Source organism: Leclercia sp. CFBP8987 (assembly GCF_034044995.2).
In the GTDB taxonomy this organism is placed as follows: Bacteria; Pseudomonadota; Gammaproteobacteria; order Enterobacterales; family Enterobacteriaceae; genus Enterobacter; species Enterobacter tamurae.
Genome location: NZ_CM188255.1, coordinates 351,671 through 375,002, shown reverse-complemented (window position 1 = coordinate 375,002; position 23,332 = coordinate 351,671). Strand labels below are relative to the sequence as shown.

The following is a 23,332-nucleotide window of genomic DNA, read 5'->3' as shown; positions in this document are numbered from 1 at the left end:
GAAAGAACCGCAAAAAAATCGAACACGTCAAATTTCCCTTTCTTTCCTGGGGCTATACTGCGTTACCCATAAAGGAGCAGTGGAATCGCTTTCGCATTTGCCCTCCCCGGCCGTGCACTACCTTAGGGTAGGTGAGATGCGAAATATCAAAAATCTGGAGGAATGTCGTGCATACCTTTCAAGCCGATCTTGCCATTATTGGCGCAGGCGGAGCGGGATTACGCGCAGCGATTGCTGCAGCCCAGGCTAACCCAAACGCTAAAATTGCCCTGATTTCAAAAGTCTACCCGATGCGCAGCCATACGGTCGCCGCTGAAGGGGGGTCCGCTGCCGTCGCGCAGGATCATGACAGCTTTGATTATCACTTTCACGACACCGTAGCCGGTGGTGACTGGCTTTGTGAGCAGGATGTCGTTGATTATTTCGTGCATCATTGCCCGACGGAGATGACCCAGCTCGAGCAGTGGGGTTGCCCGTGGAGTCGCCGTGAAGATGGCAGCGTCAACGTGCGTCGCTTCGGCGGCATGAAGATTGAGCGTACCTGGTTTGCCGCCGATAAGACCGGCTTCCATATGCTCCACACCCTGTTCCAGACCTCGCTGCAGTTCCCCCAGATCCAACGCTTCGACGAACATTTCGTCCTCGACATTCTGGTTGATGACGGCCAGGCCCGCGGTCTGGTGGCGATGAACATGATGGAAGGGACGCTGGTCCAGATCCGCGCCAATGCCGTGGTGATGGCGACCGGCGGTGCCGGACGTGTTTACCGCTATAACACCAATGGCGGCATCGTGACCGGCGACGGGATGGGCATGGCGCTGCAGCACGGCGTTCCGCTGCGTGACATGGAGTTCGTCCAGTATCACCCGACCGGCCTGCCGGGTTCCGGCATTCTAATGACGGAAGGCTGCCGCGGTGAAGGCGGGATTCTGGTCAATAAAGATGGCTATCGCTATCTGCAGGATTACGGCATGGGTCCGGAAACCCCGCTGGGTGAGCCGAAGAACAAATATATGGAGCTCGGCCCGCGGGATAAAGTCTCTCAGGCCTTCTGGCATGAGTGGCGCAAAGGTAACACCATCCCCACCCCACGCGGCGATGTGGTCTATCTCGACCTGCGCCACCTGGGCGAGAAGAAACTGCTGGAACGTCTGCCGTTCATCTGTGAACTGGCAAAAGCTTATGTCGGCGTCGATCCGGTTAAAGATCCAATCCCGGTACGTCCAACCGCGCACTACACCATGGGCGGTATCGAAACCGATCAGCAGTGCGAAACCCGTATCAAAGGCCTGTTTGCGGTGGGCGAATGCTCCTCCGTTGGTCTGCATGGCGCTAACCGCCTGGGTTCTAACTCGCTGGCCGAACTGGTGGTGTTTGGCCGTCTCGCGGGTGAGCAGGCGATGGCGCGTGCCGCGACGGCTGGCGCCGCTAACGGTGCTGCGCTCGATGCGCAGGTTGCCGATGTTGAGCAGCGCCTGAAAAACCTGATGAATCAGGAAGGCAGTGAGAACTGGGCGAAGATCCGCGATGAGATGGGGCTGTCCATGGAAGAAGGCTGCGGTATTTACCGTACGCCGGAACTGATGCAGAAAACCGTCGACAAGCTGGCTGAGCTGCAGGAGCGCTTCAAGCGTGTGCGTGTCACTGACACCTCCAGCGTCTTCAACACCGATCTGCTCTACACCATTGAGCTGGGTCATGGCCTGAACGTTGCCGAATGTATGGCGCACTCCGCCCTGGCGCGTAAAGAGTCGCGCGGTGCCCATCAGCGGCTGGACGAAGGCTGCACGGAGCGTGACGACGTCAACTTCCTCAAGCATACCCTCGCTTATCGCGACGCGGACGGCACCACCCGTCTGGACTACAGCGACGTGAAGATCACCACGCTGGCACCGGCGAAACGCGTTTACGGTGCAGAAGCGGAAGCAGCCGAGAAGAAGGAGACGACCAATGGCTGAGATGCAAACTCTGAAAGTCGAAGTGGTGCGCTACAACCCGGAAGTGGACAGCGCGCCGCACAGCACCTTCTATGAAGTGCCTTACGATGAGCAGACCTCGCTGCTGGACGCGCTGGGCTACATCAAAGACAACCTGGCGCCGGACCTGAGCTACCGCTGGTCCTGCCGGATGGCGATTTGCGGCTCCTGCGGCATGATGGTCAACAAGGTGCCTAAGCTGGCCTGCAAGACCTTCCTGCGTGAATACCCGAAAGGGATGAAGGTCGAAGCCCTGGCGAATTTCCCGATTGAGCGCGATCTGGTGGTCGACATGACCCACTTTATCGAAAGTCTGGAAGCCATTAAGCCGTACATCATTGGCAACCCGCGTACGCCGGATCAGGGGCCGAACAAGCAGACCCCGGCGCAGATGGCCAAGTATCACCAGTTCTCCGGCTGCATCAACTGTGGCCTGTGCTATGCCGCCTGCCCGCAGTTTGGCCTGAATCCGGAGTTTATCGGCCCGGCCGCCATCACCCTGGCGCATCGTTATAACGAAGACAGCCGCGACCACGGCAAGAAAGAACGTATGGCGCAGCTGAACGGCCAGAACGGCGTCTGGACCTGTACCTTCGTCGGCTACTGCTCGGAAGTCTGTCCGAAGCACGTCGACCCGGCCGCCGCGATCCAACAGGGCAAAGTAGAAAGCTCGAAAGACTTTCTTATCGCCACCCTGAAACCACGCTAAGGAGTGCATGATGACGACTAAACGCAAAGCCTATGTACGGCCGATGCCGTCCACCTGGTGGAAAAATCTGCCGTTTTATCGCTTCTATATGCTGCGTGAAGGCACGGCGGTTCCGGCGGTATGGTTCAGCATCGAACTGATGTACGGCCTGTTTGCCCTTAAGCACGGTCCGGAAACCTGGGCCGGTTTCGTCGGGTTCCTGCAGAACCCGATTGTGGTGATCCTGAATATCATCGTGCTGGCGGCAGCGCTGTTGCATACCAAAACCTGGTTTGAGCTGGCGCCGAAAGCGGCAAATATTATCGTCAAAAATGAAAAACTGGGGCCAGAGCCGATCATCAAAGGACTCTGGGCGGTGACTGCGGTCGTGACCGTGGTAATTCTTGGCGTAGCCCTGTTCTGGTAAGGAGACCACTGTGATTAATCCAACTCCAAAACGTTCTGACGAACCCGTCTTCTGGGGCCTCTTTGGGGCAGGCGGCATGTGGTGTGCCATTATCGCGCCGGTCATTATTCTGCTGGTAGGGATTATGCTGCCGCTGGGGCTCTACCCCGGCGATGCGCTGAGCTACGAGCGGGTCCTGGCTTTTGCCCACAGCATTATTGGGCGGGTATTCATCTTCCTGATGATTGTTCTGCCGCTGTGGTGTGGTCTGCACCGTATTCATCACGCCATGCACGACCTGAAGATCCACGTCCCTAACGGGAAATGGGTGTTCTACGGTCTGGCTGCCATTCTGAGCGTGGTCACGCTGGTTGCCGTTGTCTTTATGTGATCCTCCCCCGCTCTCCTGCCTGCCGGCGGGAGAGCAAAATTCCAGACAGGTTCTACACTTATCAAAAATCCTGTAAGGAAAAGCCTATGCGCATCCTGCCCGTCATCGCCGCCGTTGCCGCTGCATTTCTGGTTGTTGCCTGTAGCGCTCCCACCCCGCCCCAGGGCGTGACTGTCGTCCGGCCCTTCAACGCCCAACAGTTCATGGGCACCTGGTATGAAATCGCCCGTTTTGACCATCGCTTTGAACGTGCCCTGCAAAAGGTAACGGCCAATTACAGCCTGATGAGCGACGGCGGGATCCAGGTTATTAACCGGGGCTACAATCCTGAGCGCGGCATGTGGCAAAAAGTGACGGGGAAAGCGTACTTTACCGGCGCGTCTGACACCGCCGCGCTGAAAGTCTCTTTTATCGGGCCTTTTTATGGCGGCTATAACGTGATTGCGCTGGATAAGGATTACCAGCATGCGCTGGTGTGCGGGCCGAATCGTGACTACCTGTGGATCCTCGCCCGCACACCGACGATTTCAGATGAGATGAAACAGCGGTTACTGGCTTCTGCCACCCGTCAGGGCTTTGATATCAGCCAGCTGGTCTGGATTGAACAGCCCCATTAATGGGTGCTGAGCTTCAGCCCAATAATGCCCGCGACAATTAATGCGAGGCTGGCGATACGCGCCAGACTCGCAGACTCACCCAGCAGTAAAATGCCGGTAATGGCCGCGCCTACTGCACCAATCCCCGTCCACACCGCATAAGCCGTCCCTACAGGCAGCGAACGCATGGCCCACGAGAGCAGCACAATGCTCACTATCATCGCAGAAACGGTAATAATGCTGGGAGTGAGACGCGTAAACCCGTGGGTGTATTTCAGGCCAATGGCCCAAACCACTTCGAGTAAACCGGCAATAAAGAGAATAATCCAGGGCATACAGGCTCCTTAACTTAAACAACAGTTGGGGCCGTCCCCGATGAGAGAAGCGCTTACAGGTCGTCCCGTAAGGCAGGTGAACGATTTATTGTGAAGAGCATGAATTCATTTTTCAACTGCTTTGTTTCAGGCATCACTTCAGCGGCTGAAAGCAAGAAATAGACGTAATTAGCAACGAAATTCCTTCATTTATAACACATCCGACTTCTTTACTATGAGCTACTTCCTGAAAGCAGGAAGCGACAACACTTTGCCGATTGCGAAAAACAAATGTTCAAAATTCTTTTGATTGACCGGTGTCATTACACCCGCATGGGCCTGGAAATGTGGATCAATCATTCAGGGCTGTTCCCCTCCCCCGTTTTGGTGACGGGCCTCAACAATCTCTTTCTGGCCAGGGAGCATATCCTGCAATGGAAACCGACGCTGGTGATTGCAGATTTGCAGGGGTTTACGTCAGATATTCAGCATATCCAGCAGCTCTCTTCTCTGATGAGCGCCAGTGAAACCGTGCCTTTTGTTTTGCTGCAATCAGATGAGCAACCTGAAACCTCGGCCTTTATGAACACCTTTCCTCTGTGGGCATCGTTGGCCAAAAAGACCTCGCTGGAGGTTCTGGCGCAAACCATTAATGAGGTATTGGCCTCACAGGAAATCAGTGAACCTGCGGTGGTCGCGACGCCATTGCTGACGCGTCAGGAAGAGAAGGTGTTAACGCTATGGATGGACGGGGCCAGCAACCAGAAGATTGCCAGTAAGCTGAGCATTCACGGAAAGACGGTATACACCTACAAGCGCAATATTCGGATGAAATTGCACATGGATACGCGATACTCGCCGTTTTTGTCGCTGCCCTGACAGGTAAAACTGAGGGTACGGCGACGTATTCAGCCCCGTACCGCCCAAGATTACTGCTGTGCTTTAGTTGCCGCACCAGAGATCGCGCTACCGCCAGTGGAGATATCCTCACCGACGCCACGAGTGGTATTACAGGCAGTTAGTACTGACGAAAGCACCAGAACAGAAAAGATCGCTACAAATGTTTTCTTAAGCATAATGTCTTCCTTTTTTAGCCAAAGTTATTGTGTACAGCAACATAAGCATAGCCAGGATCCCGGCGAGTGACGGAAAAGGAAGAATTTTTAGGAAAAGTAGAAAGAATCAGGAGGCGGCGCGCGAAATAGCGTGACCCAGACTTTTAATGTCTTCCCCGACGCCACGGGCTGTGTTGCATCCGGAAAGCAGAGAACTGGCAAGAACCATCAGCAGTAAAATTTTGATTGTGTGCTGCATCGTCCATGAACCTTCTTTAGGTCGATAAGGCGCAGCAGAACACTGCGCCTTTCATCCCGAAGTGAATTACTTCACGCGAGAAACGTATTCACCAGAGCGGGTATCTACTTTGATGATTTCGCCAGTCTGGACGAACAGTGGAACTTTAACCACTGCACCGGTAGACAGCTTGGCTGGCTTACCGCCAGTACCTGCGGTGTCGCCTTTCAGACCTGGATCGGTTTCAACGATTTCCAGTTCAACGAAGTTTGGTGGGGTCACAGCGATAGGCTGGCCGTTCCACAGGGTTACGATGCACTCCGCCTGATCCAGCAGCCATTTAGCGCTGTCACCCACGGCTTTCTCGTCAGCAGACAGCTGCTCGAAAGTGGAGTTGTTCATGAAGTGGTAGAATTCACCGTCGTTGTAGAGGTAGGTCAGGTTCATATCAACAACGTCTGCGCCTTCAGCGGAGTCGGTGGATTTGAAGGTTTTCTCTACACGGGTACCGGTCAGCAGGCGACGCAGCTTAACGCGTGCGAATGCCTGACCTTTACCTGGTTTAACGAATTCGCTGGCTTCAACCGCGTACGGTTCGCCGTCCATCATGATTTTAAGACCGGCACGAAAATCGTTGCTATAGTAAGTCGCCATAAGGCCCTCTGAAATTGTTAACTGGTAGCTAAGCCACAAAATGGCGCATATTGTAACCCTAAACACCCCATCCAGAGAAGATTGGTTATTGCAACTTGCAGATGTAATCACCAGTCCTGATGAACTGCTGCGTCTTTTAAATCTGGACGCTGATGAAAAACTCCTCGCCGGACGTGATGCGAAACGCCTGTTTGCCCTGCGTGTTCCGCGTGCTTTTGTGGCTCGTATGGAAAAAGGTAATCCTGACGATCCGCTTTTAAAACAGGTACTCACCGCGCAGGATGAGTTTATCGCTGCCCCCGGTTTTAGCACCGATCCCCTCGAAGAACAGAACAGCGTAGTACCCGGTTTACTGCACAAGTACCGCAATCGCGCGCTACTGCTGGTTAAGGGTGGCTGCGCGGTAAATTGTCGATATTGCTTCCGACGTCACTTCCCGTACGCCGACAATCAGGGTAACAAGCGCAACTGGCAAGCGGCGCTCGACTATATTGCCGATCATCCTGAGCTGGATGAGATTATCTTTTCCGGCGGCGATCCTTTGATGGCGAAAGATCACGAGCTGGACTGGCTTATCACCCAGCTGGAAGCGATCCCGCATATCAAGCGGTTACGCATTCATAGTCGTCTACCGATTGTGATCCCGGCGCGTATTACCGTCGCGCTCAGCGCACGGCTGGCGCGATCGTCGCTGCAAATCTTGCTGGTTAACCATATTAATCACGCCAATGAGATAGACGAGGACTTCCGCGCGGCAATGACGCGTCTGCGGCAGGCCGGGGTGACGTTGCTGAATCAGAGTGTGTTGCTGCGCGGGGTGAACGATAACGCCCAAACGCTCGCTAACCTGAGCAACGCGCTTTTCGATGCGGGCGTGATGCCCTATTACGTTCATGTGCTGGACAGAGTTCAGGGTGCAGCACACTTTATGGTCGAAGATGATGAAGCCCGGGCGATTATGCGCGAACTGTTAACCCTGGTTTCTGGTTATATGGTACCTAAACTGGCGCGTGAGATTGGTGGCGAACCGAGCAAGACACCGCTGGATTTGGGACTTCAACAACGCTAATACACAGTAACGCTGGGCCTGAAAAGAGGCTCTCAAGCGGTCATCTCTTCAAACCCTTTGCCCGGGTATCTCTCCCTCTGTTGAGAGAGATACCCACCGCAATATCAGTTCGGACACTTATAAACCTGGCCCTGCATCTCACTGGCGGTCGGAACAAAGCTTGATAACATGCCTTGCGTTGGGCTGCTCACGCCATAAATGACGTTCCCGCCCATTTCAGCCGCCTGGTTACGCAGACCATTCGCCGCGCCACGCATTGAGCCGCCCTCTTCGCCATGCTGGCCAGAAAGCCAGTTGCTTTGCTTGCCCGTAGCGGTGCCAATCAGCTGGCATTCGCTTCCCGGCTTATCTTCTACAAAGCGAACGCTCTGCCCACCTGCAGACAGCTCGTTGCCGGAGCTGCAACCCGCCAGCAGCAACGCTGCTCCTACAATCCCTGCACAAACGTTAACGCGCATGTTATTCCTCGTTTTCAATAAGCTGGGCAGGTGCGCCCGCGTCTAAACCTTATACTAAAAAGATGACCAAAAGAAAAACCCCCGATCATTTCTGACCGGGGGTTTATTCATTTCTGCGAGGTGCAGAACAACATGATTACATCATGCCGCCCATGCCACCCATGCCGCCCATACCACCAGCAGCACCTAAATCAGGCGCGTCACCTTTTGGCAGGTCAGTAACCATGCACTCGGTGGTGATCATCAGGCCAGCAACAGAGGCCGCGTACTGCAGAGCAGAACGGGTCACTTTAGTTGGGTCCAGGATACCGAAGTCGATCATGTTGCCGTATTCTTCGGTAGCAGCGTTGTAACCGTAGTTACCTTCGCCCGCTTTCACCATGTTCGCCACAACAGATGGCTCTTCACCAGCGTTGGAAACGATCTGACGCAGCGGAGCTTCCATTGCGCGCAGCGCAACTTTGATACCCACGTTCTGGTCTTCGTTCTGAGCGGTCAGGCCAGTCAGTTTCGCTGCAACGCGAACCAGAGCAACACCACCACCGGCAACCACGCCTTCTTCTACCGCAGCACGGGTCGCGTGCAGGGCATCGTCAACGCGTGCTTTCTTCTCTTTCATTTCAACTTCGGTAGCTGCACCGACTTTGATGACTGCCACGCCGCCTGCCAGTTTCGCTACGCGCTCCTGCAGTTTTTCACGGTCGTAGTCAGAGGTCGCTTCTTCGATCTGCTTACGGATCTGAGTAACACGGCCCTGGATTGCATCTTCTTCACCCACGCCATCGATGATGGTGGTGGTGTCTTTGTTGATAACAACGCGTTTTGCCTGACCCAGGTCTTCCAGCGTCGCTTTTTCCAGCTCCATACCGATCTCTTCAGAGATAACGGTACCGCCAGTCAGGGTTGCGATATCCTGCAGCATCGCTTTACGACGATCGCCGAAGCCAGGTGCTTTAACCGCAGCCACTTTCACGATGCCACGCATGGTGTTAACCACCAGAGTCGCCAGCGCTTCGCCTTCAACGTCTTCAGCGATGATAACCAGCGGCTTGCCTGCTTTCGCAACGGCTTCCAGCACTGGCAGCATTTCGCGGATGTTGGAGATTTTTTTGTCAGCCAGCAGGATGAACGGGCTTTCCAGCTCAACAGCACCAGTTTCTGGCTTGTTGATGAAGTATGGGGACAGGTAACCGCGGTCGAACTGCATACCTTCAACCACGTCCAGTTCGTCTTCCAGACCGGTACCGTCTTCAACGGTGATCACGCCTTCTTTACCGACTTTATCCATCGCTTCAGCGATCAGTTTACCTACGGTTTCGTCGGAGTTAGCGGAGATGGTACCAACCTGAGCAATGGCTTTAGAGTCAGAGCACGGTACGGACAGTGCTTTCAGCTCTTCAACTGCAGCAATAACAGCTTTGTCGATACCACGTTTCAGATCCATCGGGTTCATACCCGCAGCTACAGCTTTCAGGCCTTCAGTGATGATCGCCTGCGCCAGTACGGTAGCAGTGGTGGTGCCGTCGCCTGCAGCGTCGTTCGCTTTAGAGGCAACTTCTTTCACCATCTGGGCACCCATGTTTTCGAACTTGTCTTCCAGCTCGATTTCACGCGCTACGGAAACGCCATCTTTGGTGATGGTCGGCGCGCCGAAGGATTTGTCCAGAACCACGTTACGGCCTTTCGGGCCCAGGGTCACTTTAACTGCGTCTGCCAGTACGTTTACGCCGCGCAGCATTTTCACACGAGCGTCGTTACCGAATTTTACGTCTTTAGCTGCCATTTTAATCTTTCCCTTAAATTCGTATGTTCAGTGTCGTTCGCGGATTACGCTTCAACAATTGCCAAAATGTCGCTTTCGGACATGATCAACACTTCTTCATTGTCGATCTTCTCGGACTTCACACCGTAGCCATCATTGAAAATGACGATGTCACCAACTTTAACGTCCAGAGGCTGCACATTTCCGTTTTCCAGAATGCGACCCTTACCGACAGCGATGATTTCGCCACGAGTTGATTTTGCTGCTGCAGAACCGGTCAGAACGATGCCGCCAGCAGATTTGGTTTCAACTTCTTTACGTTTGACGATCACACGATCATGTAACGGACGAATACTCATTGATAGCTCTCCTTTGAGAAAGTCATTATCAGTTATGGGTGACGCCGGGCCGTAAGCGGTTTTCCGGCTAGTGCCCTGAGAGATGGGGATGGGGTTTTACCCCTTCAAGGGGTAGTCGAAAAAAAATTTGTGAAAGTGTTACCATCGCCTCTCTTTTGACAGGGGCAGGACAACGGAATGAGTGGACTCAAACAGGAGCTGGGACTCGCGCAGGGTGTTGGCTTACTTTCAACCTCTTTATTGGGCACGGGGGTATTTGCCGTGCCGGCGCTGGCAGCCCTGGTCGCGGGTGATAACAGTCTCTGGGCATGGCCGGTGCTCATCGTGCTGGTGTTCCCGGTGGCGATTGTATTTGCCATTCTCGGGCGTCACTTCCCGAGTGCCGGTGGCGTAGCGCATTTTGTCGGGATGGCGTTTGGACCACGCCTGCAGCGCGTCACCGGCTGGTTATTCCTCTCCGTGATCCCCGTGGGCTTGCCTGCCGCCCTGCATATTGCGACAGGTTTTGGCCAGGCGCTGTTTGGCTGGCATGATGCGCAGCTGTTGCTGGCCGAGCTGGGTACGCTGGCGATTGTCTGGTGGGTCGGCTCACGCGGGGCCAGCTCCAGCGCTAACCTGCAAACCCTGGTGGCGGTGCTAATCGTAGCGCTGATTGCCGCCATCTGGTGGGCGGGCGATATTCAGGTCACAGAGATCCCCTTCCCGGCGATAAGCGATATCGACCATTCGCAGCTTTTTGCTGCTCTTTCCGTCATGTTCTGGTGTTTTGTCGGCCTGGAGGCCTTTGCGCACCTGGCATCGGAGTTTAAACAGCCGGAACGCGATTTCCCGCGGGCGCTGATGCTCGGCCTGCTGCTGGCGGGCACGGTCTACTGGGCCTGTACCGTACTGGTCCTTCGCTTCACCGCCTACGGGGCCGATATGGCGGCCGCGGCCTCGCTGCCCGGCATTGTGGTGCAGCTGTTTGGTGTGAAGGCGCTATGGATCGCCTGCGTCATTGGCTATCTCGCCTGCTTCGCCAGCCTGAATATCTACATCCAGAGCTTTGCCCGACTGGTATGGTCCCAGGCGCTGTATAAGCCGGAAAGCCGCCTCGCACGCCTGTCCAGACGTCAGTTACCCCTCAACGCCCTGAACGCGGTGCTGGGCTGCTGCGTGTTAAGCACGCTGGCGATCTACTGGCTGGATATCAATCTCGATGCGCTAATCGTCTATGCCAACGGCATCTTCATCATGATCTATCTGCTGTGCATGCTGGCGGGATGTCGACTGCTGAAAGGCCGCTATAAAGCGCTGGCCGTTGTCGGTGGGGTGCTCTGTTTACTGCTGCTGGCGATGGTGGGATGGAAGAGTCTGTACGCCATTCTGATGCTGGCGGGGCTGTGGCTGTTGTTGCCTAAGCGTGGTGCCATCTGACTGCCAGATGGCGCTGTGCTTATCCGGGCTAGGGTTTCGTAGGCCCGGCAAGCGCAGCGCCGCCGGGCAATTTCTGTTAACGATCGTCTTTATGATCCAGACGGTCGCGCTGGTCATCCTTGCGCTGATACTCCCCGTCGAACGTCTCTCCGTTACCTGGGCCAGTAGTGAATCCGCCCCCCGGCATCCGGTTAAAACGCAAATGCGGCATCAGTTTCAGCGTCAGGAGCTTTTGCACTGGCGGGAAGAGCAGCAGCAGGCCGAGGAAGTCGGTGAAAAACCCAGGAATAATCAGCAAGATACCGCCAATAATCAGCGATACGCTTTTAATCATCTCTGCCGCCGGGCTCTCGCCAGCAGCCATCTTCTGCTGCATTAACAGGAAGTTTTTGAAACCCTGATTGCGCACCAGCGACATGCCAATGACCGAAGTGAAAATCACCAGGATCAGCGTCAGCAGGACGCCAAGCACATGGGCGACCTGAATAAAAATAGAAATCTCTATGTAAACATAGAGAAAGATTGCAGCTAACGGTATCCAGCGCACTGGCTTCTCCTGTGTGGCAGACGCCGTTAAGGCCCCTGTCGGTATCAATTTGCGATTCGCGTCTGTAAGAAATGGAGGCGGTTAGTCAAAATTCAATCGGTTTGCACGGATATTTTTTCTGGAAATATTCAAGCGGTGATTCATTTCACAGATTGATAAATATCATGTAACAGGGTCCATAATAAGTGATCCAGGTTACGGCATTTCGCTATCATCAGCATATCATTCCGGGTATCTGGCCGATTCAGGGGATAATCGTCGGTCAGAAAATAGACATAACCACAGATGTACTGTGTGTTTAGTACAATCAATCGGCAGCTTGAAAAGAAGGTTCACATGTTAAACAACATTCGTATCGAAGAAGACTTGTTGGGTACCAGGGAAGTTCCAGCGGATGCCTACTATGGTGTTCACACTCTGAGAGCGATTGAAAACTTCTACATCAGCAACAGCAAAATCAGCGACATCCCTGAGTTTGTGCGTGGCATGGTGATGGTGAAGAAAGCCGCAGCTATGGCAAACAAAGAGCTGCAAACCATTCCGAAAAGCATCGCCAATACTATTATCGCCGCCTGCGATGAAGTGCTGAACAACGGCAAGTGCATGGATCAATTCCCGGTCGACGTCTATCAGGGCGGCGCGGGTACATCGGTGAACATGAATACCAACGAGGTACTGGCCAACATCGGCCTCGAGCTGATGGGCCACCAGAAGGGTGAGTACCAGTACCTGAACCCAAACGATCACGTCAATAAATGCCAGTCTACCAACGACGCCTACCCGACCGGTTTCCGTATCGCCGTCTACGCCTCGGTGGTGAAGCTGGTGGATGCCATTAACCAGCTTGGCGAAGGTTTCCAGAACAAAGCTGTCGAATTCCAGGACATACTGAAAATGGGCCGCACCCAGCTGCAGGACGCGGTGCCGATGACCCTCGGCCAGGAGTTCCACGCGTTTAACGTGCTGCTGAATGAAGAAACCCGCAACCTGATGCGCACCTCTGAGCTGCTGCTGGAGGTAAACCTCGGCGCAACGGCCATTGGTACACGTCTGAACACCCCGGATGGCTATCAGCAGCTGGCGGTGCAGAAGCTGGCCGAAGTCTCCAACCTGGCGGTTGTACCGGCAGAAGACCTGATTGAAGCGACTTCCGACTGCGGCGCTTACGTGATGGTGCACAGCGCGCTGAAACGTCTGGCGGTGAAGCTGTCCAAAATCTGTAACGATCTGCGCCTGCTCTCTTCGGGTCCACGTGCGGGTCTGAACGAAATCAACCTGCCGGAACTGCAGGCGGGCTCGTCCATCATGCCAGCCAAAGTGAACCCGGTAGTGCCAGAAGTAGTAAACCAGGTGTGCTTCAAAGTCATCGGGAACGACATTACCGTCACCATGGCTTCAGAAGCCGGTCAGCTGCAGCTCAACGTGATGGAGCCGGTGATTGGCCAGGCGATGTTTGAGTCGATTCACATTCTGACCAACGCCTGCTACAACCTGCTGGAGAAATGCATCAACGGCATCACCGCCAACAAAGCGGTATGTGAAAGCTACGTCTATAACTCCATCGGCATCGTCACCTACCTCAACCCGTTCATCGGTCACCACAACGGTGATATCGTCGGTAAAATCTGCGCCGAAACCGGGAAGAGCGTGCGAGAGGTCGTACTTGAGCGTGGCTTGCTGACAGAAGCCGAGCTGGATGATATCTTCTCGGCTCAGAACCTAATGCACCCGGCCTATAAAGCAAAAAGATACACGGATGAAAGTGAACAATAACAGTTCAGGTTAAACTTCATGAAGGCACGTCACTTGACGTGCCTTTTTTGTTTTTAGGCGTTACCAAAACACAACAATTCAATATCAACTTGTTAATAAGCAAGGTAGGCACTCATGTTTGGAGCAGAACTCGTCGTCGTCCTGTTGGCGATATACTTAGGGGCAAGGCTCGGGGGGATCGGCATCGGTTTCGCCGGTGGTCTTGGCGTGCTTGTACTTACTCTCTTTTTTCAAATTAAACCCGGCGCTATTCCGTTCGACGTTATTGAGATCATCATGGCGGTTATCGCCGCTATCGCTGCCATGCAGGTTGCGGGGGGTATGGACTACCTGGTGAGCCTGGCGGAGCGTATGCTGCGCCGCCATCCGAAATACATTACCTTCCTTGCGCCGCTGGTCACCTGGTTTATGACCATTCTGGCCGGGACCGGCCATACCGCGTTCTCTACCCTGCCGGTGATTACCGAAGTGGCGAAAGAGCAGGGCATCCGTCCATCCCGTCCGCTCTCTATCGCCGTTGTCGCGTCACAGATTGCCATCACCGCCTCGCCGATTTCCGCGGCGGTGGTGTTCTTTGCCGGTATTCTGGAGCCGATGGGCGTGAGCTACCTGACGCTGCTGTCGATCTGTATTCCGGTCACCCTGATTGCGGTGATGATCACCGCGGTATTCTGTAACTTCCTCGGCGCCGAGCTGAAAGACGATCCGGTCTATCAGGAACGTCTGGCGAAAGGCGAAGTGAAGCTGCGCGGCAGCCAGGCCTTTGTCCTGAAGCCACACGCTAAACGCTCCGTGCTGCTGTTCCTGATCGGGATTATCGCGGTGATGTTCTACGCCACCGCCATCAGCGATACCGTAGGGCTGATTCAGAACCCGGTTCTGCCGCGTAACGAAGCGATCGTGGTGTTCATGCTGACCATCGCCACGCTGATCAGCATCACCTGTAAAATCGACACCAGCGAAGTGCTCAACGCCAGCACCTTTAAATCCGGTATGAGCGCCTGCGTGTGCGTACTGGGTGTGGCCTGGCTGGGCGACACCTTCGTCAAAGCCCATATCACCGATATCCAGACCGTCGCCGGCGATCTGCTGCATAACTATCCGTGGCTGCTGGCGGTGGTGCTGTTCTTTGCCGCGACCCTGCTCTACTCCCAGGCGGCGACCACCAAGGCGCTGATGCCTGCGGCCCTGATGCTGGGCGTCACTCCGCTGACGGCGATTGCCTCGTTTGCTGCGGTTTCCGCGCTGTTCGTGCTGCCAACCTACCCGACCCTGCTGGCCGCGGTTGAGATGGATGACACCGGCTCCACCCGTATCGGTAAGTACGTGTTTAACCATGCCTTCCTGATCCCGGGCGTGATTGCCATTACCCTGTGCGTGGTCCTTGGCTTCATCATCGGCGGGATTGTGCTGTAAACCGCTTTTGGTTGTAAAAAGAGTTAAAGTCGGGCCGCTTAGCGGCCCGATTCATTAATGAGCAGCAGCCGGTCGTGATATAGTGATTTTTTTCGCGATACCGAGGTCGACTTGTGAATACGCCCGACACTGTTGTTGTTCTGTGTACCGCTCCCGATGAAGCTACCGCTCAGGATCTTGCCGCCAAAGTGCTGGCAGATAAGCTCGCAGCCTGCGTGACCATCCTCCCCGGCGCCACTTCCCTCTACTACTGGGAAGGCAAGCTGGAACAGGAGTACGAAGTGCAGATGCTGCTTAAATCCAGCGTGGCCCATCAGCAGGCGCTCCTCGACTGCCTCAAATCCCATCATCCTTACCAGACACCGGAACTGCTGGTTTTGCCAGTGCTCCACGGCGATAACGACTATCTCTCATGGCTCAACGCTTCCTTACGCTGATCCTGCTGCTGTGCAGCACGTCAGTCTTTGCCGGGTTGTTTGATGCACCCGGCCGCTCGAACTTTACGCCTGCCGATCAGGCTTTTGTCTTCGATTTTCAGCAAAACCAACATGAACTGAATCTCAACTGGAATGTGAAGGAGGGATACTACCTCTATCGCAAGCAGATCAGCATCACGCCCGCTCAGGCGCAGGTAGGCGCCCTTCAGCTGCCCGCCGGGGTGGCGCACGAAGATGAATTCTACGGCAAAAGTGAAATCTACCGGGGCCAGCTGTCAGTGCCCGTCGCCGTCGCGCAGGCGGATAAAGGCGCGACCCTGACGGTGACTTATCAAGGCTGTGCCGACGCCGGTCTCTGCTACCCGCCGGAAACCAAAGTTATTCCGCTCAGCGAAGTGAAAGCGGCCGCCGTCCCTGCGGTTTCCCCTCTTCCCGCAGAGGAGAAGACCAGCGCAGGAGGCGAACTGCCCTTCTCCGCTTTCTGGGCGTTGTTGATCGGCATCGGTATCGCCTTCACGCCATGCGTGTTGCCCATGTATCCGCTGATCTCCGGCATCGTGCTCGGCGGTCAACAGCGACTCTCCACCGGCCGCGCGCTGCTGCTGGCATTTATCTACGTACAGGGGATGGCGCTCACCTATACCGCGCTCGGGCTGGTGGTCGCGGCCGCCGGGCTGCAGTTCCAGGCCGCGCTTCAGCACCCTTACGTGCTTATCGGCCTGTCGATGGTCTTTATCCTGCTGGCGCTGTCGATGTTTGGCCTGTTCAGCCTGCAGCTGCCCTCCTCCCTGCAAACCCGCTTAACGCTGATGAGCAATCGCCAGCAGGGCGGCTCTGTGGGCGGCGTGTTTGCCATGGGGGCCATTGCCGGGCTGATCTGCTCGCCCTGCACCACCGCCCCGCTCAGCGCGATCCTGCTCTATATCGCCCAGAGCGGGAATATGTGGCTCGGCGGCGGCACGCTGTATCTCTACGCCCTCGGGATGGGCCTGCCGCTGATGCTGGTGACGGTATTTGGCAACCGCCTGCTGCCGAAGAGCGGCCCGTGGATGGAGACGGTAAAAACCGCGTTTGGTTTTGTTATTCTGGCGCTGCCGGTGTTCCTGCTTGAGCGGGTGATCGGCGATGTCTGGGGCCTGCGTCTGTGGGCGATGCTGGGCGTCGCCTTCTTTGGCTGGGCCTTTATCAGCAGCTTAAACGCCCGCAAGCCGTGGGTCCGGGTGGTGCAGATCCTGCTCCTGGCCGCCGCGCTGGTCAGCGTGCGACCGCTGCAGGACTGGGCCTTTGGTGCCCCCGCAGCCCATAGCCAGGCGCACCTGAATTTCACGCCGATCGAAAATATCGACGCGTTACATCAGGCGCTGGCCAAAGCCGAGGGGAAACCGGTGATGCTCGACCTCTACGCCGACTGGTGCGTCGCCTGCAAAGAGTTCGAAAAATACACCTTCAGCGATCCGCAGGTGCAAAACGCCCTGAAAGATACTGTTCTGCTGCAGGCCAACGTTACGGCGAACGGCCCGCAGGATAAGGCCCTGCTGAAAGCGCTCAATGTGCTCGGTCTGCCCACTATCTTGTTTTTCAACGCACAAGGTCAGGAGCAGCCTGCACAGCGAGTGACAGGTTTTATGGATGCCGCATCGTTCAGTGCACATTTGCGCGATCGCCAACCGTAAACGACACTTCAGATGGGAAAGTACGAAAGTAAACGGAGGAGAAAACCGTGCAACGTGAAGATGTTCTGGGCGCAACCCTGCAATTGCTTGAAATTCAAGGGATAGCCAGCACCTCGCTGGAGATGGTTGCCGAGCGCGTGAATTATCCTCTGGATGAACTACGTCGTTTCTGGCCCGATAAAGAGGCGCTGCTGTACGATTCTCTGCGCTATCTCAGCCAGCAGGTAGATACCTGGCGCAGACAATTGATGCTCAACACCGAGCTTTCGGCAGAGCAAAAATTACTGGCGCGTTACTCTGCGCTTACCGAATGCGTGCGTAATCATCGCTATCCGGGCTGCCTGTTTATTGCCGCCTGTACCTTTTTCCCGGATCCGGGTCACCCGATCCACCAGCTTGCCGACCAGCAAAAACGCGCCTCGCATGACTTTACGCATGAGCTGCTGACCACCCTGGAAGTGGACGATCCGGCGATGGTGGCAAAGCAGATGGATCTGATCATGGAAGGGTGCCTCAGCCGGATGCTGGTGAACCGCAGCCAGGCCGATGTCGATACGGCACAGCGTCTGGCGGAAGATATTCTGCACTTCGCGCAGTGCCGCAAAGGTGGGGCGCTGACTTAAGCCAGCATCCCCGCCCAGGCAGAAATGAAGAGACACAGCGCCATCAGGCGCTGAAAACGCACCATCGCCGCCGCGGTCCGAAACAGCCTGTTCACCGCCTGCCCCAGCCATGCCCAACACAGCAGGCAGGCAACGGAGATCAGCAGAAACCAGAGCGCCATCAGGGCGATATCCCGTAACGCATGCTCTCCCGCCGGGGCAAACAGGCTGACCACCGCCAGCGCCATCATCCAGGTTTTAGGGTTGATCACCTGCAATAACGCCGCTGCGCGCGCGGTAAAGTGGGTATGCGTTTCGCCGGACAGGTTTGCCGCGGGCGCACAAAACAGCTGCCAGCTCATCCAGCTTAACCACAGCACGCCAGCCCAGCTCATCACCTGCCGCACCAGCGGATACTGGCGCAGCACCTCACCCGCCCCGGCTCCCGAAATCAGCACAATGGCGCTGGCCGCCACGCAGGCGCTCACCAGCGCAGGCAGGGTCGCCTTTACCCCATAATGCTGGCTGTTGGTCAGAATAAGGATATTGGTGGGCCCCGGCGTTATCGAGGCAACAAAAGCAAACAACAGAAACGGCATCAGATTCACAGGTGACTCCTTATTATAAGAGCCCTGACATTGCCGCTATTTTCTGGAAACGTCTGGAAGGTTTGTGCACAACCGACGGTAGTGGGCAGGTGTGATCCGGTAAGCCCGCTGGAACCAGCGGCCTAAATGGCTTTGATCGGCAAACCCCAGCGCCGCTGCCACATCCACGGGCAGATCCCCGCGCGCCAGAAACTGTCGCGCTTTCGCCAGCCGCAGCTGAATCAGCCAGGCATGGGGCGCCAGGTGGAACTCGCGCTTGAAGCAGCGGGTGAGCGTGAAGCGATCGGTGCCGGTCTCCCGGGCAAGGTCGGAGAGACCAATATTGTCGCCGAGATGGGCATAGAGATAGTCCCGCGCCCGGTGCGCCACTGCCGCGCTCTGCAACTGTGAGGGTAATTTTTTGCGCCAGTGACAGTGGGAGGTGAGCTGCGCCAGCAGATTATCCATCGTGCTTTGCTGGACGATCTTCATCTCGTCATTGTGCAGCGTCGCAAAGGTGTCGCCAATGGTGCGCACCAGCTGCGGCTCGCGAGACAGGGTTTGGGTGAAATGCAGAGAATAACTGCCGGGCGTGGAATCATACAGGCCGTGCAGGGTATGGATGAGCCAGCGCTCGTCGAGATAGAACGTCAGATAGGTGAAGCCGCCCGCAACCGGCGCGTCGCCGTCGTGGATCTCGCCTGGCTCAAGCAGGAACGCATCCCCCGGATGGCTACGGTGGCGCTCCCGGCGGCAATGGAACTGCTGGGTGCCGCTGAGGGTGATCCCCACCAGATAGCTGTCGTGCCAGTGCGGATCGTAGGCGTGCCCTTCAAAGTGCGCCTTGATGGTTTCAATTCCCGTATCTGCATGCTGTCGCAGCTCAAGCCAGTCGTTCACTGTCGCGCCCCCTTTTTCGCTGTCAGCATTGCCCGGGTTTACCTCTGTGTCTGGAAGATTTGTGCAAAATCGCCGCGCAAACCGACAGATTGCCGCAAACTTAAGCAGTTGAACAGCTTTTCCCGAAATAAGGTTGACGACCGTACGTGATTGCGGTTTAATGCGCCCCGTTGCCCGGATAGCTCAGTCGGTAGAGCAGGGGATTGAAAATCCCCGTGTCCTTGGTTCGATTCCGAGTCCGGGCACCACTATTTAAAGAACCCGCCCAAAAGGCGGGTTTTTGCTTTTGGAGAACCGGACTCTCCATCGAACTACGTTCGATTATTCGCCGCCAGCGGCTCACCCCTTCGGGGCCAGCGCGACGAGCGCGCTGTTCAACGCCTTCGGCGTTAGTCCGAGTCCGGGCACCACTATTTAAAGAACCCGCCCAAAAGGCGGGTTTTTGCTTTTTGCTAATACCGCATCTAAATAGACGACCCTACCACCTTATTGGTTGCAAATAATATCAATCAGGCATTAACCAAATCCCCCAACGTCACCATCAACATCATCGGATCCATTGGCGACGGCTCAAACCCCACCCGCAGGTAAAACTCTCGCGCTTCGTCCGACAGAGCGTGAACAAGCATCCCGCGAATGCCAATAGTCTCTGCCACCTGAATCACCCGCAGCCCGGCATCCCGTATCAGCGCTCGCCCGAGGCCCTGCCCGTGCAGTGATTTATCCACTGCCAGACGGCCCAGCACTACAACCGGGATAGGATCAGGCATATTGCGGCGGAAGCGACCGGGCGCATTATTTGTCACCACAGCGCTTGAAGCCAGCGAGTAGTAAGCCATCACCTTAGCATCGTCGCAGCAGACAAACGTACGGGATGCGCCAGAAAGCTGGTTCTTCATCGCCCGCTGTTTCAGCCAGTTATCCATAGAATCCACACCGCAGCAAAACGAGGTAGGAATATGCCCGGCATGAAGCGGTTCTGGCGCGGAGATCACTTTTCCTGCTCCCACGGCGCAGGGGTCTGCATGGTTTTACGCAGCGCGGCATTGGGCGCAGGAGCCTGGTCCAGACGGGCAAGAAATTCCTGATAAGCTTGCGGATCGGCCATGATGATACGTTGCTCGATCAACGCTTCCTCGGCGGCGGCACGGGCGGCCTCCAACACAAAGTCAGTGCGGTTTTTCCCTCTTGCTTTCGCCGCTCGATCGATGAGATCGCGCTCAGCGGGTCTGATGCGCAAGTTCAGAGTTTCGCGTTTAATCGCCATACTGTTTGCGGCTGGCATGGGGTTGTCCTCCTGGATTTATGTGGATATTAAGTATACAACATGCGTAACGCAGATGTCATTACGATAGATTTAGAAGGAACGAACCAGAGTAGCGAACCAAATGCTTTTCTGCGCCCTCACTCAATCATCACCGACGACAGCCGATACCAGCCATCGCTCAGCTTCCCCTCGTTAGCAAGCTGAATACGCGCTTTGTTGTTTTTATCCACCAACCCCACATCCAGCTGATAGCGTCCTGCCTGCAGATTACGCGGGGTGGCCAGCTGATATGCCGAGCTGTGCCTGCCCGGTAGCCACTGGCGGATATCATCCCCGGCGCTGCCCTGCGCGACCGTGTTCCCGCGCGGGTCCTGTAGACGCCAGGCGAGGGTATAGCGCAAATAAATCGGTGCCACGCCGTCGTTGGCCCACTGGCTATGGAGGGAAACCGCCTGACCCGGGCGGGCGCTTGCCGAATGGGTCAGCGACACCACCCGGAATCGGTAACCCATTTTTGCCAGCGCCTTGTCGAGGATATCGCGGTATACCTGCGGCACATCGGTGGATTTCAGGTTCAGGGTGCTGGCATGCTGCGCCAGGGCCCAGTCAAAGGTGGCCTGCACCTCTTCCCGGGTATACTTCTGCTCGCTCAGCCATTCCGCCATATGGCCGCAGATCTCCAGGCTGACGGGGGCTTTTTTCCACGCCTGGGTAAACCCCGGCCAGGCCGCGTCTGCCGCCGCAATGCGCTCCGGATAATCATTGCTCATGTGGCTCCAGGTACGGCTAAAGTTGCGCCAGTCGCCGAGGCAGTCCGCCCGCCAGCCCGCCCCTCTCTTTGCCGCATAAGCCACAGAATCATAGCCGTTGAGCAGCATGATTTTAGGAGTATCAGGGAAGGCGCTGAAGTGCATGTCGACATAGCGGTTGAGCAGCGCTGGAGGATAGCGTTCCTGCAATGGTTGCAGGGTCGGGAAGTTGCTGTTGTGCCACTCTCCCCATGCGCCAACCATCCCGATATCGATAAACGCCAGCTCCGGATTGTTGTTATAACGCGCGCCAAACGCCTGAAGGAGACGCTGGGCGTAAGCCAGATAGGTGGGATCGTCCAGATCCGGGACAAAGGTCTTATGATCCGGCGTCCAGCTGCCTTTGATACCTTTATCGATCAGCCACTGCGGGATCTCTGAGCCCGACTCTGGTCCATCAAGGATCATAAACCGCAGGCCAACGTTCATCGCCGGTTGATGCGCTGCCGCAGCGGCAAACCCCTCATCCACCAGCGCAAAATTGTACTGCCCCTCCTTTGGTTCCACTTCGCTCCAGTAATAGCGACGATACTCGAGGCCTGTCGCCGGATATTGCGCGACGCTTAAGTCCTGGTCGTGAAAACGGGCCACGCCACTGCCCGGGTTGGTCAATAGTCCGCTGATGGCCGGAGGATTCACCGTTTGCAGCGGCTCCGTACTCTCCGCCTTCACCCAGCCCGATGAGAGGGTGAGCACCCCAGCAACAAGCAGCCACAACCGACTTTTTTTGCATGACAGATTGTCTACGCGCATTGAATGTTCCTTTACCCTGGGGCCAGTTAATAAGCTGTGGCAGAATTAAAGTTTATTTTATTTCATACGATATATCCCGGACTCACCCATTCCTATTATTTCTTTGCCTAACCATTCGTCATAAGGTTGTTATACTATGAAATATCCTTTTCCTCTCTGGATTTATTAATACCTTTTGATGGGAAGCGCGGCAAAATGTTTAATAAAAATAACAGGATAATAAAAAAGCTGTTCTTCCATGAGTCCTGGGACATCATGGTCATTAACAGCCATGGCCAGCACGTTTTCCCGGAAAACACGCTGGATATCCTGCGTACCAGCAAAGCACAGCAGCTTGATAAAAAATATACTTTCCAGGCCGATCCTTTTATTATTGATAAAAACGATCTGCTGTATGTTTTTTATGAAGCGTTTTCTTTTCTGAATTCGAAGGGGGTGCTGCGCTGCCGTATCCTCAATAAAAATCTCGACGAGATCGATGATCTGAAGCTGGAAGGATTTGATGACTTAAAATGCCATCTCTCTTTTCCCTTTCTGTTCCAGCTCGACGGGAAACTGTTCATGATCCCGGAGTCGTCAGAACGCAAAGAAGTGATTCTGTTCCAGTCCGTCGACTTCCCCGCGCGCTGGGAAAAGGTCAAAGTGCTGGTCTCCGATATGGCCGTCACGGATAACGTGGTCTTTGAGTTGAATGGCGTCAGTTACATGGTCTCAACCACCATGGATAACGAGCTGGTGATTCACACCTCAGAGGGCATTCTGGGCGACTGGACCCTGATCTCCCCGAACCTGGATGTCTGCAACGTTCATTTTCGCGGGGCCGGTAAGCCGTACTCCATCAACAATAAAACCTACATCTTTACTCAGGAGAGCCATCCTGAGGTATACGGGAAATCCATCTTCATTAAGGAATTAACCACGTTAACCCCGCATAAATACCAGGAGAAACTGGTGGGGAAAATAAGTGCGTCGATTAACAACAGCGATGGGATCCACACCTTAAACTTCACCGACAACTATATTGTCTACGATACCAAGCACCTTACCTTCAGCCTGCTCTCTACGCTTAAAAAGCTGGCGTATAAAATTATGGTTAATCACCGTAAGCGGCTTTTCAACTAAGTGACAATATCGGGAAGCCGCACTACGCTAACCAGAGCGGCAAAATAAAATACTGCGAAAGCGC

General features: G+C 55.3%; 27 protein-coding genes and 1 tRNA gene. 15 read left to right on the top strand and 13 right to left on the bottom strand.

All coding sequences use genetic code 11. The features are described from left to right. Nucleotides 1–167 precede the first annotated feature (167 nt). The 5 genes from frdA (at nucleotide 168) to blc (ending at nucleotide 4,078) form a co-directional block, all read left to right on the top strand. Nucleotides 168–1,958: a fumarate reductase (quinol) flavoprotein subunit gene (gene frdA, locus SOM40_RS01785; protein WP_261644594.1), complete on the top strand. Its 1,791-nt coding sequence runs from the start codon at nucleotides 168–170 to the stop codon at nucleotides 1,956–1,958. Next, nucleotides 1,951–2,685, top strand: a complete 735-nt coding sequence (locus SOM40_RS01780; RefSeq protein WP_039028428.1) for a succinate dehydrogenase/fumarate reductase iron-sulfur subunit — start codon at nucleotides 1,951–1,953, stop codon at nucleotides 2,683–2,685. The genes frdA and SOM40_RS01780 overlap by 8 nt, the downstream gene beginning before the upstream one ends. Nucleotides 2,686–2,695: 10 nt before the next feature. Beyond that, nucleotides 2,696–3,091: a fumarate reductase subunit FrdC gene (frdC, locus tag SOM40_RS01775; RefSeq protein ID WP_106994030.1), complete on the top strand. Its 396-nt coding sequence runs from the start codon at nucleotides 2,696–2,698 to the stop codon at nucleotides 3,089–3,091. 10 nt (nucleotides 3,092–3,101) lie between these two features. Beyond that, complete coding sequence (gene frdD, locus SOM40_RS01770) at nucleotides 3,102–3,461, top strand: fumarate reductase subunit FrdD (protein WP_106994029.1); 360 nt, start codon at nucleotides 3,102–3,104, stop codon at nucleotides 3,459–3,461. An 86-nt stretch (nucleotides 3,462–3,547) separates the two neighbouring features. Then, on the top strand, nucleotides 3,548–4,078 hold the full coding sequence (gene blc, locus SOM40_RS01765) for an outer membrane lipoprotein Blc (RefSeq protein ID WP_261644592.1): 531 nt from the start codon (nucleotides 3,548–3,550) through the stop codon (nucleotides 4,076–4,078). On the opposite strand, the gene sugE is transcribed toward blc, so the two are convergent. After that, the gene (gene sugE / locus SOM40_RS01760; protein ID WP_106994027.1) at nucleotides 4,075–4,392 is read right to left on the bottom strand and encodes a quaternary ammonium compound efflux SMR transporter SugE; all 318 of its coding nucleotides are present in this window, start codon (nucleotides 4,390–4,392) and stop codon (nucleotides 4,075–4,077) included. The two genes, blc and sugE, sit on opposite strands and share 4 nt — an antisense overlap. A gap of 270 nt (nucleotides 4,393–4,662) precedes the next feature. On the opposite strand from sugE, the gene SOM40_RS01755 reads away from it, so the two are divergent. Then, a complete protein-coding gene (locus SOM40_RS01755; protein WP_106994026.1) occupies nucleotides 4,663–5,250 on the top strand; it encodes a helix-turn-helix transcriptional regulator in 588 nt (195 codons plus the stop codon). 50 nt (nucleotides 5,251–5,300) lie between these two features. Here the strand turns inward: SOM40_RS01755 and ecnB are convergent, their stop codons facing one another. The 3 genes from ecnB to efp all read right to left on the bottom strand — a co-directional run bounded on the left by ecnB (nucleotide 5,301) and on the right by efp (nucleotide 6,318). After that, nucleotides 5,301–5,447: a lipoprotein toxin entericidin B gene (gene ecnB, locus SOM40_RS01750; RefSeq protein WP_106994025.1), complete on the bottom strand. Its 147-nt coding sequence runs from the start codon at nucleotides 5,445–5,447 to the stop codon at nucleotides 5,301–5,303. Nucleotides 5,448–5,553: 106 nt separating this feature from the next. Further along, nucleotides 5,554–5,685, bottom strand: a complete 132-nt coding sequence (locus SOM40_RS01745; protein ID WP_106994024.1) for an entericidin A/B family lipoprotein — start codon at nucleotides 5,683–5,685, stop codon at nucleotides 5,554–5,556. A gap of 66 nt (nucleotides 5,686–5,751) precedes the next feature. Next, nucleotides 5,752–6,318 (bottom strand): elongation factor P, encoded by a 567-nt coding sequence (gene efp / locus SOM40_RS01740; RefSeq protein WP_032616155.1) that lies wholly within the window; start codon nucleotides 6,316–6,318, stop codon nucleotides 5,752–5,754. 40 nt (nucleotides 6,319–6,358) lie between these two features. Between efp and epmB the strand changes: the two genes are divergently transcribed. After that, nucleotides 6,359–7,387: an EF-P beta-lysylation protein EpmB gene (epmB, locus tag SOM40_RS01735; protein ID WP_320529831.1), complete on the top strand. Its 1,029-nt coding sequence runs from the start codon at nucleotides 6,359–6,361 to the stop codon at nucleotides 7,385–7,387. Between the two features lie 104 nt (nucleotides 7,388–7,491). On the opposite strand, the gene SOM40_RS01730 is transcribed toward epmB, so the two are convergent. The 3 genes from SOM40_RS01730 to SOM40_RS01720 all read right to left on the bottom strand — a co-directional run bounded on the left by SOM40_RS01730 (nucleotide 7,492) and on the right by SOM40_RS01720 (nucleotide 9,966). Beyond that, the gene (locus SOM40_RS01730; protein ID WP_106994022.1) at nucleotides 7,492–7,845 is read right to left on the bottom strand and encodes a DUF4156 domain-containing protein; all 354 of its coding nucleotides are present in this window, start codon (nucleotides 7,843–7,845) and stop codon (nucleotides 7,492–7,494) included. A gap of 136 nt (nucleotides 7,846–7,981) precedes the next feature. Next, entirely contained in the window at nucleotides 7,982–9,628 is a 1,647-nt protein-coding gene (gene groL, locus SOM40_RS01725; RefSeq protein ID WP_106994021.1) for a chaperonin GroEL, read from the bottom strand. Between the two features lie 44 nt (nucleotides 9,629–9,672). Further along, nucleotides 9,673–9,966 (bottom strand): co-chaperone GroES, encoded by a 294-nt coding sequence (locus SOM40_RS01720; RefSeq protein WP_032616151.1) that lies wholly within the window; start codon nucleotides 9,964–9,966, stop codon nucleotides 9,673–9,675. A 177-nt stretch (nucleotides 9,967–10,143) separates the two neighbouring features. Between SOM40_RS01720 and yjeH the strand changes: the two genes are divergently transcribed. Beyond that, nucleotides 10,144–11,382: an L-methionine/branched-chain amino acid transporter gene (yjeH, locus tag SOM40_RS01715; RefSeq protein WP_320529830.1), complete on the top strand. Its 1,239-nt coding sequence runs from the start codon at nucleotides 10,144–10,146 to the stop codon at nucleotides 11,380–11,382. Between the two features lie 76 nt (nucleotides 11,383–11,458). Here yjeH and SOM40_RS01710 read toward each other — a convergent pair whose 3' ends face one another. Further along, nucleotides 11,459–11,929, bottom strand: a complete 471-nt coding sequence (locus tag SOM40_RS01710) for an FxsA family protein (RefSeq protein WP_166181361.1) — start codon at nucleotides 11,927–11,929, stop codon at nucleotides 11,459–11,461. A 336-nt stretch (nucleotides 11,930–12,265) separates the two neighbouring features. On the opposite strand from SOM40_RS01710, the gene aspA reads away from it, so the two are divergent. The 5 genes from aspA (at nucleotide 12,266) to SOM40_RS01685 (ending at nucleotide 17,851) form a co-directional block, all read left to right on the top strand. Then, on the top strand, nucleotides 12,266–13,702 hold the full coding sequence (gene aspA, locus SOM40_RS01705) for an aspartate ammonia-lyase (RefSeq protein WP_106994018.1): 1,437 nt from the start codon (nucleotides 12,266–12,268) through the stop codon (nucleotides 13,700–13,702). Nucleotides 13,703–13,816: 114 nt separating this feature from the next. Further along, entirely contained in the window at nucleotides 13,817–15,118 is a 1,302-nt protein-coding gene (locus SOM40_RS01700; protein WP_106994017.1) for an anaerobic C4-dicarboxylate transporter, read from the top strand. Nucleotides 15,119–15,231: 113 nt separating this feature from the next. Further along, nucleotides 15,232–15,555, top strand: a complete 324-nt coding sequence (cutA, locus tag SOM40_RS01695; protein WP_106994016.1) for a divalent cation tolerance protein CutA — start codon at nucleotides 15,232–15,234, stop codon at nucleotides 15,553–15,555. Continuing rightward, nucleotides 15,531–17,228, top strand: coding sequence for a protein-disulfide reductase DsbD (locus SOM40_RS01690; RefSeq protein ID WP_320529829.1), 1,698 nt, complete (start codon nucleotides 15,531–15,533; stop codon nucleotides 17,226–17,228). The genes cutA and SOM40_RS01690 overlap by 25 nt, the downstream gene beginning before the upstream one ends. 47 nt (nucleotides 17,229–17,275) lie before the next feature. Further along, nucleotides 17,276–17,851, top strand: a complete 576-nt coding sequence (locus tag SOM40_RS01685; protein ID WP_106994014.1) for a transcriptional regulator — start codon at nucleotides 17,276–17,278, stop codon at nucleotides 17,849–17,851. Here the strand turns inward: SOM40_RS01685 and SOM40_RS01680 are convergent. Then, entirely contained in the window at nucleotides 17,848–18,438 is a 591-nt protein-coding gene (locus tag SOM40_RS01680; protein WP_320529828.1) for a LysE family translocator, read from the bottom strand. The genes SOM40_RS01685 and SOM40_RS01680 overlap by 4 nt on opposite strands. A 36-nt stretch (nucleotides 18,439–18,474) precedes the next feature. Then, nucleotides 18,475–19,317 (bottom strand): AraC family transcriptional regulator, encoded by an 843-nt coding sequence (locus SOM40_RS01675; RefSeq protein WP_320529827.1) that lies wholly within the window; start codon nucleotides 19,315–19,317, stop codon nucleotides 18,475–18,477. Nucleotides 19,318–19,489: 172 nt separating this feature from the next. On the opposite strand from SOM40_RS01675, the gene SOM40_RS01670 reads away from it, so the two are divergent. After that, a tRNA-Phe gene (locus SOM40_RS01670) sits at nucleotides 19,490–19,565 on the top strand. A 261-nt stretch (nucleotides 19,566–19,826) separates the two neighbouring features. Here SOM40_RS01670 and SOM40_RS01665 read toward each other — a convergent pair. The 3 genes from SOM40_RS01665 to SOM40_RS01655 all read right to left on the bottom strand — a co-directional run bounded on the left by SOM40_RS01665 (nucleotide 19,827) and on the right by SOM40_RS01655 (nucleotide 22,146). Beyond that, nucleotides 19,827–20,312 (bottom strand): GNAT family N-acetyltransferase, encoded by a 486-nt coding sequence (locus tag SOM40_RS01665; RefSeq protein WP_106994005.1) that lies wholly within the window; start codon nucleotides 20,310–20,312, stop codon nucleotides 19,827–19,829. Then, nucleotides 20,309–20,602 (bottom strand): type II toxin-antitoxin system TacA family antitoxin, encoded by a 294-nt coding sequence (locus SOM40_RS01660; RefSeq protein WP_106994004.1) that lies wholly within the window; start codon nucleotides 20,600–20,602, stop codon nucleotides 20,309–20,311. Before SOM40_RS01660 ends, SOM40_RS01665 begins: the two co-directional genes overlap by 4 nt. Nucleotides 20,603–20,721: 119 nt before the next feature. Continuing rightward, nucleotides 20,722–22,146, bottom strand: a complete 1,425-nt coding sequence (locus SOM40_RS01655; protein WP_320529826.1) for a DUF4832 domain-containing protein — start codon at nucleotides 22,144–22,146, stop codon at nucleotides 20,722–20,724. Nucleotides 22,147–22,341: 195 nt separating this feature from the next. Here SOM40_RS01655 and SOM40_RS01650 point away from each other — a divergent pair, with 195 nt between their 5' ends. Further along, a complete protein-coding gene (locus SOM40_RS01650) occupies nucleotides 22,342–23,268 on the top strand; it encodes a glucosamine inositolphosphorylceramide transferase family protein (RefSeq protein WP_106994002.1) in 927 nt (308 codons plus the stop codon). The last annotated feature ends 64 nt before the right edge of the window (nucleotides 23,269–23,332 follow it).

Coding starts and splice junctions, on each gene's coding strand:
- SOM40_RS01780 (WP_039028428.1), top strand. CDS start 1,951: ATGGCTGAGATGCAAACTCTGAAAGTCGAAGTGGTGCGCTACAACCCG.
- frdC (WP_106994030.1), top strand. CDS start 2,696: ATGACGACTAAACGCAAAGCCTATGTACGGCCGATGCCGTCCACCTGG.
- blc (WP_261644592.1), top strand. CDS start 3,548: ATGCGCATCCTGCCCGTCATCGCCGCCGTTGCCGCTGCATTTCTGGTT.
- sugE (WP_106994027.1), bottom strand. CDS start 4,392: ATGCCCTGGATTATTCTCTTTATTGCCGGTTTACTCGAAGTGGTTTGG.
- SOM40_RS01755 (WP_106994026.1), top strand. CDS start 4,663: ATGTTCAAAATTCTTTTGATTGACCGGTGTCATTACACCCGCATGGGC.
- ecnB (WP_106994025.1), bottom strand. CDS start 5,447: ATGCTTAAGAAAACATTTGTAGCGATCTTTTCTGTTCTGGTGCTTTCG.
- SOM40_RS01745 (WP_106994024.1), bottom strand. CDS start 5,685: ATGCAGCACACAATCAAAATTTTACTGCTGATGGTTCTTGCCAGTTCT.
- efp (WP_032616155.1), bottom strand. CDS start 6,318: ATGGCGACTTACTATAGCAACGATTTTCGTGCCGGTCTTAAAATCATG.
- epmB (WP_320529831.1), top strand. CDS start 6,359: ATGGCGCATATTGTAACCCTAAACACCCCATCCAGAGAAGATTGGTTA.
- SOM40_RS01730 (WP_106994022.1), bottom strand. CDS start 7,845: ATGCGCGTTAACGTTTGTGCAGGGATTGTAGGAGCAGCGTTGCTGCTG.
- groL (WP_106994021.1), bottom strand. CDS start 9,628: ATGGCAGCTAAAGACGTAAAATTCGGTAACGACGCTCGTGTGAAAATG.
- SOM40_RS01720 (WP_032616151.1), bottom strand. CDS start 9,966: ATGAGTATTCGTCCGTTACATGATCGTGTGATCGTCAAACGTAAAGAA.
- yjeH (WP_320529830.1), top strand. CDS start 10,144: ATGAGTGGACTCAAACAGGAGCTGGGACTCGCGCAGGGTGTTGGCTTA.
- aspA (WP_106994018.1), top strand. CDS start 12,266: ATGTTAAACAACATTCGTATCGAAGAAGACTTGTTGGGTACCAGGGAA.
- SOM40_RS01700 (WP_106994017.1), top strand. CDS start 13,817: ATGTTTGGAGCAGAACTCGTCGTCGTCCTGTTGGCGATATACTTAGGG.
- SOM40_RS01690 (WP_320529829.1), top strand. CDS start 15,531: ATGGCTCAACGCTTCCTTACGCTGATCCTGCTGCTGTGCAGCACGTCA.
- SOM40_RS01660 (WP_106994004.1), bottom strand. CDS start 20,602: ATGCCAGCCGCAAACAGTATGGCGATTAAACGCGAAACTCTGAACTTG.
- SOM40_RS01655 (WP_320529826.1), bottom strand. CDS start 22,146: ATGCGCGTAGACAATCTGTCATGCAAAAAAAGTCGGTTGTGGCTGCTT.
- SOM40_RS01650 (WP_106994002.1), top strand. CDS start 22,342: ATGTTTAATAAAAATAACAGGATAATAAAAAAGCTGTTCTTCCATGAG.